Annotated in this window: 5 protein-coding genes and 1 tRNA gene; 2 read left to right on the top strand and 4 right to left on the bottom strand. The window is 72.8% G+C overall.

Going from position 1 to position 4,706, the window contains the following annotated elements; translation table 11 throughout:
* Positions 1–431, top strand: a 431-nt coding sequence (locus L615_RS24165; RefSeq protein ID WP_315897783.1) for an IclR family transcriptional regulator C-terminal domain-containing protein, incomplete at its 5' end; no start/stop codon positions are given.
* A 31-nt stretch (positions 432–462) separates the two neighbouring features.
* Here L615_RS24165 and L615_RS10010 read toward each other — a convergent pair.
* Both L615_RS10010 and L615_RS10005 read right to left on the bottom strand, forming a co-directional pair.
* Positions 463–942: a methylated-DNA--[protein]-cysteine S-methyltransferase gene (locus L615_RS10010; RefSeq protein WP_145724983.1), complete on the bottom strand. Its 480-nt coding sequence runs from the start codon at positions 940–942 to the stop codon at positions 463–465.
* Between the two features lie 8 nt (positions 943–950).
* Positions 951–2,438: a DNA-3-methyladenine glycosylase 2 family protein gene (locus tag L615_RS10005; protein ID WP_145724982.1), complete on the bottom strand. Its 1,488-nt coding sequence runs from the start codon at positions 2,436–2,438 to the stop codon at positions 951–953.
* Between the two features lie 96 nt (positions 2,439–2,534).
* Between L615_RS10005 and L615_RS10000 the strand changes: the two genes are divergently transcribed.
* Complete coding sequence (locus tag L615_RS10000) at positions 2,535–3,002, top strand: hypothetical protein (RefSeq protein WP_145724981.1); 468 nt, start codon at positions 2,535–2,537, stop codon at positions 3,000–3,002.
* 75 nt (positions 3,003–3,077) lie between these two features.
* On the opposite strand, the gene L615_RS09995 is transcribed toward L615_RS10000, so the two are convergent.
* Positions 3,078–3,153 (bottom strand) — tRNA-Glu (locus L615_RS09995).
* Positions 3,154–3,303: 150 nt separating this feature from the next.
* Entirely contained in the window at positions 3,304–4,596 is a 1,293-nt protein-coding gene (locus L615_RS09990) for an ISL3 family transposase (protein WP_145723860.1), read from the bottom strand.
* Between the last annotated feature and the right edge of the window lie 110 nt (positions 4,597–4,706).

Below are 4,706 nucleotides of genomic sequence, written 5' to 3'. Positions count from 1 at the left end.
CCGCCCAGCTCTGGCGGCGCCAGGGCGACCACCGTGTCTGCGTGGCCGCTGCCGAGCGCCCGTCCGGGCTGCGCGACACCATCCCGGTCGGATCGCAGCTGACCATGCGCGCCGGCTCCGCCGCGCAGGTGCTGCTCGCGTGGGACGACCCCGAGAGGATCCACCGGGGCCTGCAGAACGCCGCCTTCTCCGCCGCCGAGCTCTCCGCCATCCGCCGTCGCGGCTGGGCTCAGTCGGTCGGCGAGCGCGAGCAGGGCGTCGCGTCGGTGTCGGCGCCGGTCCGCTCCCCCGGCGGCAAGGTGATCGCCGCGGTCTCGGTCTCCGGCCCGCTCGAGCGGCTCTCCCGCCAGCCCGGCCGCATGCACGCCCCCGCGGTCCTGGCCGCGGCCGAGCGGCTCTCGGAGTCGCTGCGCCGCGCCGCCGCGGAGTGATCCCGGTCCGGCGGGTCCGGCGCACCCTCCCCTAGAAGAGCGCCTCCTGCTCGAGACCGAGCAGGGCCTGCTTGCGGTCCAGCCCGCCGGCGTACCCGGTGAGCGTGCCGTTGGCACCGATCACCCGGTGGCACGGGATGACGATCGGGATCGGGTTGGCGCCGTTGGCGACGCCCACCGCGCGCGAGGCCGCGTTGGTCTTGCCGAGGCGGCCCGCGATCTCGCCGTACGACGCGGTCTCGCCGTAGCCGATCGCGAGCAGCTGGCCCCACACCTCCTGCTGCCACGGCGTGCCCACGGGCGCGAGCGGCAGGTCGAAGGTGGTGCGCTCGCGGGCGAAGTACTCCCCGAGCTGGCGCGCCGCCTCGACCAGCAGCGGCTGGTCGTCGGCACGGTCGCCGCGCGGGCGACCGTCGTGGTCGCGGAACGGGAAGAACTCGATCGCGGTGATCGCTCCGTCGCGCTCGACGAGGCGCAGCGGCCCGACGGGCGACTCGATGACGGTCCACATGGTGCTTCTCATTCTCCTCGTGGGTCGGACAGGGAGGTCCACAGGTGCAGCAGCGCGTACGACCGCCAGGGCCGCCAGCGCTCGGGGTCGGCCGGCGGCCGGCCGGCGAGCGCGTTGCGCACGCCGACGTCGGTCGGCAGCCAGACGTCGGGGTGGCCGAGCGCCCGCAGCGCGATGTAGTCGGCCGTCCACGGGCCGATGCCCGGCAGCGCGAGCAGCTGCTCGCGCAGCTCACCGCGGTCCGGCCCACGGTCGAGCACCAGGTCGCCSTCAGCCAGTGCGGCGGCCAGGCCGGTGAGCGCACGGCCCCTGGCGCGGGGCATCCGCAGCGACGACGGGTCGAGCGCAGCGACCGCCGCTGCAGCGGGGAACAGGTGGGTCAGGCCGTCGACGGTCGTCGTGACCGGCCGACCGTGCCCGGCCACCAGCCTCGCGGCCGCCGTGCGCGCGGCGACGACGGTGACCTGCTGGCCCAGGACGGCCCGGACGGCGACCTCGCCGCCGTCGACGTGGCCGGGGACGCGCAGGCCGGGGCGGGCCGCGACGAGCGGTGCCAGCGCCGGGTCGGCGCCGAGGTGGGCGTCGATCGCCACCGGGTCGGCGTCGGCGTCGAGGAGCGCCCGCATCCGGGCGACAGCGGCTGCGGTGTCGCGCAGGTCGTCGAGCACCACCCGCAACGGGACGTACGACGTCCCGGGGCCCTCGAGGTCGGCCAGCTCGACACGGGCCGTGCCGGGACCGTGCGGCAGGTCGAGGGTGCGGGCGTACCAGCCCGACCCGTCGGCAGCGACGTCGGCGACCTCGATGCCGGGGACGGCGCGGTCGGCGAGGAAGCGCAGCAGGTCGGACCCGCGGAAGGGCGTGCGGACCGCGATGCGCAAGTCGATGCCGCCGGCGGGGCGGGCTCGCCCGGCCCGGCGTCCGCGCAGCTCGCTCGGCGAGGCGGCGTACACCTCCTGCATGGTCTGGTTGAACTGGCGCACGCTGGAGAAGCCCGCGGCGAACGCGACGTCGGTCAAGCCGAGGTCGGAGCTCTCGACGAGCGCGCGGGCGGTCTGGGCGCGCTGGGTGCGGGCGAGCGCGAGCGGCCCGGCGCCGAGCTCGGCGGTGAGCAGGCGGGCGAGGTGGCGCGAGGTGTAGCCGAGCCGCCGGGCCAGGCCCTCGACGCCCTCGCGGTCGACGACGCCGTCGGCGATGAGCCGCATCGCGCGACCGGCGACGGTAGCGGCGACGTCCCAGTCGGGGCTGCCGGGCGTGGCGTCGGGCAGGCAGCGCTTGCAGGCGCGGTAGCCCGCGGACTGCGCGGCCGCGGCGGTGCGGTGGAAGCTGACGTTGGCCGGGGCCGGCGTGCGGGCCGGGCACGACGGGCGGCAGTAGATGCCGGTCGTGCGGACCGCGGTGTAGAAGACGCCGTCGAAGCGGCGGTCGCGCGACTGGACCGCGGTGTAGCACCGGTCGAACTCCAGCTGCGCGTCGCCGGCGGTCGTGGTCTCCATGGCTCCATCCTGCACGCCGCCACCGACATCGACTGGCGGAAATCGGACACGGCGGCAGCGGGTGCGCAGCCGCTCCCCTTCTGCCACGCTGTCGCCATGGCGGAGACCCACGGCCCCGGCGGCCCCCTCAACCCGCTCGACCTGCTGCTGAAGTCGCAGCAGGCCGCGCTCCGACTCACGTCCGAGGTGCTGCGGACCGTGCGCGACACGGCCGTCGACGCGGTCACCCAGCCCGACGAGCTGGCGAAGCAGGTCGGCGAGCTCGCCGGTGCCGTCGCCGGGATGGCCACTGCCGTGACCGGGATCGCCGGCGCGACGGCCCAGCCGCTCCAGGACTTCATCGCCCGCCAGCGCGAGCTCGCGGACACCGTGCACACGCTCGCCGAGGCCCAGGCCGAGCTCGCCGGTGTCGTCGCGTCACTTGCCGAGCGGCACGCCGAGGCGGTCGCCGCGCTGGAGAAGGTCACCGCACCGATCTTCGCCGTCGTCGGCACCGAGCCGACGCCGCCCAAGACGCGGGCGGCGAGGAAGACCGCCGCGGCGAAGGCGTCGCGCAAGGACTGAGAGCCTGGCCCTCGGGGCCTTCGCGACGCAGGAATGCAGCGAGGCCCGGTCCTGGTGGACCGGGCCTCGGCTGGTTGGTACCCCCGACCGGATTTGAACCGGCGTTACCGCCGTGAGAGGGCGACGTCCTAGGCCGCTAGACGACGGGGGCACGCTGTCTTCGGCCTGTTGGCCTCGACAACGAGAAGAACTGTAGAGGATCCCCGTCGCGGAGGCCAAATCGGGGTGCGCACCCGGACGGGGCGGCGTCCTGTGGCCCCGCCCAGGACCGGAAAAACGGCTCTTGTGACTGATCCGTGGGTCATCGGCCGGGGAGTACGGGTCGGTGGCCGCCGAGGTTGAGCATGGCGAGGGCGATGAGCGCGTCGGGTGAGCGGAATCCGAAGGCGACGCGTGTGATGAGGCGGATCTTGGTGTTGACCGATTCGATGAGGCCGTTGGACAGGCCGTGCTCGATCGCGGCGAGGATCTCGGCCTTGTAGGTCACGATGGTGCGCTGCAGCTTCACGAAGCGTTCGATCCGGCTGCGGCGGGCCCAGCTGATCCAGTGCTCGAGCGCCTCGACTGCCTCGTGGTGGGGCAGCTGGAACACCAGGCGCAGTGCTTCCTTGAGCAGGTAAGCGCGGTGCAGGGTGGGTTCGGCCTTCGCGATCCAGGTCAGCTTCGCGGCTTGTCGGGTGGTGAGGTTCTCGGGGTTCTTCCACAACGCGAACCGGGAGTTCTTCAACGCTTTCGCGGGCCCGGTGGAGTAGTTCTCCTTGCCGGCCGCTCGTCTGGCCTGCAGTGTTGAGGGAGTCTGTCCGGTCCTGCTGCGTGCAGCGTTCCAGGCTTGGCGGCGGACTTCGTCGAGCGCGGTGGTTGCCCATTTCACGACGTGGAACGGGTCGGCGCAGCGGACCGCGTTTGGACATCGTTCGGTGACGACCTCCCCGATCCAGGCCGCGCCGTCTGCGGACACGTGGGTGATCTGAGCGCAGCGCTCGGGGCCGAGGACATCGAAGAACGCGCGCACGGTTGCCTTCTCCCGCCCGACTCCGACCCAGACCAGCCGTCCTGTGTCGTGGTCGACGACGACGGTCAGGTACTTGTGGTTGCGCTTGTAGGAGATCTCGTCGATCCCGATCCGGCGCAGTCCTGCCAACAGGTCGTGTTGGGCGGCGGTGTCGGACCAGACGCGGGTGATGATCGCACCAACGGTGCGCCATGCAATCCGCATCAACTCGGTGATTGCCGACTTCGAGCACTGGGTGGCCAGCCACGCGACCTGCTGGTCGAAGGCCAGTGTGTGGCCGGCGGCGTGTCGTGCCCACGGGACCTGGCGGACGGTGGGTCCGTGGACCGGGCAGTTCACGCGGGGCGCGTCGGCTTCGAGGAACACCTGCATCACGCCCACGTCCAGGCTTCGCCAGCGACGCCGCCCTTCGCCGTGGTCGTACCAGGATGCTCTTGTTCCACAGGTGCCGCAGCGGCCACGGCCGCCGCGACGAGGTCGCACGTGAGCGACGACGACCTCGGTCTCCTCGTCGAACTCGATCTCTTCGATGACGGTGTTCTCGACGCCCAACAGGGCGCGCCATAGGCTGGCGTTTCGCACGCCGTTCTCCGCTCAGCAGTTTCGGTCCTAGACAAGCCAGAAACCTAGAGCGGGAACGGCGTGTGGCCGTTCAGGCGCGATCAGCGACCCACGGAAGAGTCACAGGAGCC

Origin of the sequence: Nocardioides sp. J9 (genome assembly GCF_007829375.1) — a bacterium.
In the GTDB taxonomy this organism is placed as follows: Bacteria; Actinomycetota; Actinomycetes; order Propionibacteriales; family Nocardioidaceae; genus Nocardioides.
The sequence above is the reverse complement of the archived record's forward strand: the minus strand, read 5'-3'. Positions and strand labels throughout refer to the sequence as shown.